Origin of the sequence: Psittacicella hinzii (assembly GCF_003585885.1) — a bacterium.
Taxonomy (GTDB): Bacteria; Pseudomonadota; Gammaproteobacteria; order Enterobacterales; family Psittacicellaceae; genus Psittacicella.
Map to the genome: position 1 here is coordinate 1 of NZ_NRHC01000159.1, position 2,126 is coordinate 2,126.

General features: G+C 36.4%; 1 protein-coding gene. It reads right to left on the bottom strand.

The genetic code is table 11. The features are described from left to right. Nucleotides 1-141 precede the first annotated feature (141 nt). Nucleotides 142-1,677 (bottom strand): leucyl aminopeptidase, encoded by a 1,536-nt coding sequence (locus tag CKF54_RS08045; RefSeq protein WP_119525823.1) that lies wholly within the window; start codon nt 1,675-1,677, stop codon nt 142-144. Nucleotides 1,678-2,126 lie beyond the last annotated feature (449 nt).

A 2,126-nucleotide genomic window follows, 5' to 3' on the forward strand; every position in this document is an offset into this window, starting at 1 on the left:
CCAATTAAAGGGTGCTAAGTACTAGTGTGGTCTATAAAGGTGGCAACTTAGGAAAACCTCAAGCTATTTGCTCGAGGTTTTATTTTTATCGTTTGCTAATCTGCATTCTGTATTTTAAGAATGGAGATTATTCAGTTTATATTATTTAGCTTCTTTAGCCATTACTTGGTTTTGTAACCAACGTGCCATTAATGACACAGGACGACCTGTAGCTAAGTGGTTTTTACCAGATACCCATGCACTACCAGCGATATCTAAGTGTGCCCAGTCGTACTCTTTAGTAAAGTAGCTTAAGAAAGCTGCCGCTGTTGAAGCACCACCAAAACGTACACCTGCGTTAGTTAAATCCGCATGGTTACCACGCATGTCAGCACGGAAGTCGTCATCTAATGGTAAACGCCAGCCAGCATCATCTACGTATTTACCTGCGTCTACTAATTCTTGCGCAAAAGTATCGTTTTCAGAGAAAACACCTGTTAAACGGCTACCTAAAGCAACCATACATGCTCCTGTTAAAGTTGCGATGTCGATTACTTTTAACGGATTAAAACGTGATACGTAAGTTAAAGAATCACATAATACTAAACGACCTTCAGCATCAGTATTGTTTACTTCAACTGTTAAACCGTTCATTGATTTTAAGATATCACCAGGGCGGTATGAAGTACTTGAAATTAAGTTTTCACAACCAGCTACAACCCCTACTAGGTTGATTGGTAAATTTAACTCTGCTACAGCTTTTACTAAACCTAATACTGAAGCTGCACCACACATGTCATATTTCATTTCTTCCATGCTTGCAGCTGGTTTTATTGAGTAACCACCTGTATCAAAAGTCATACCTTTACCAACAAACACATAAGGGCGTTCGTTGCTATCAGCAGCACCGTTATATTTAACTACAGTTAAATATGGACGATTTGCAGAACCTTTACCTACAGCTAGGTAACAACCCATGCCTAAAGCTTCAAGTTGCTCTTCATCTAAAACTTCAGTAGTGATGTTGTCGTAATCACGTGCAAGTTTTTCGCCTTGGTCAGCTAAGTAACGAGGTGTACAAACATTACCTGGTAAGTTACCTAAATCACGTGCTAATTTGATACCAGCAGAGATGCAACGTGCATCTGTTAAACCAGCTTCAAAAGCACCTGCTTTATCTTTGTCAGTTAGGAAGTGGTAAGATTTTACCCCTGTACAACAAGAGCAGTCATCAGCATGACCTTCTTCCGGTTTATCTAACGTTAGATAACGTTTAAATTTGTAACGATTGAAATTAATCGCTTCAACGAATACTAAAGCGGTACGATAGATATCATCCTGCTCTAAACCTAATAGGTTTTCTGGTAAAAGTAAAGTTAAAGAGCTAGCTTTAACTTCTCTTAATTTTTTTACTAAAGCTGCAGCTACTGATTTAAGCGCTTTAGGGGAAATTGTTGCATCTTTACCTAAACCTACAACAATTACACGCGTAAAACCAGTTAACCCTTCTACTCCGTAAAAGTGACTAACTTCACCTACAGAACCTTTAAAGTTATCTAAAACTAGAAGACGTTCTACATCAGCTACAGTCTCTTCTTTTAGCTCATTAGTTTTAACTACTTTCTTTTCAGCATTAGCAAATAAAACTAAAGTGTCCTCTTTGCCATGCTGTAAAGTGTTTACAACATTGAAAAGCATGATATATATCCTTTAATCTATTAAACTTTTTCTATTATACCCTCTTTTATTCGCGCTTGATATTTTTAGTTAGGGTTTTATGCTTTATGTATGTTTTTTCAATATTTTGTTATGCAAGAAAACTGGAATTTGGAGTTGAAATGGGGGGTAGATATAGAAGCAACTTTAGGACTAGAATTGAAGATGAGGTTTCCCTCAAATGAGGTACAGCTCTGCTTTGGAAGCAAATTTAGAAAAACTTGAAGAAAAACTTAGTCCAAAGAAACTTGGCAGGAACTAAATGGAAGAACTAAATAATTTACGTGAAAATTTAAGGATTGAGAGAATAAATGATTGAGAGAATAAATGATTGAGAGAATAAATGATTGAGAGAATACATAATATACATGGCAAGGCAAAACTAAAGAGTTCCTAGACAAAAATAAAACTATTAATAGGGATTCCCGATA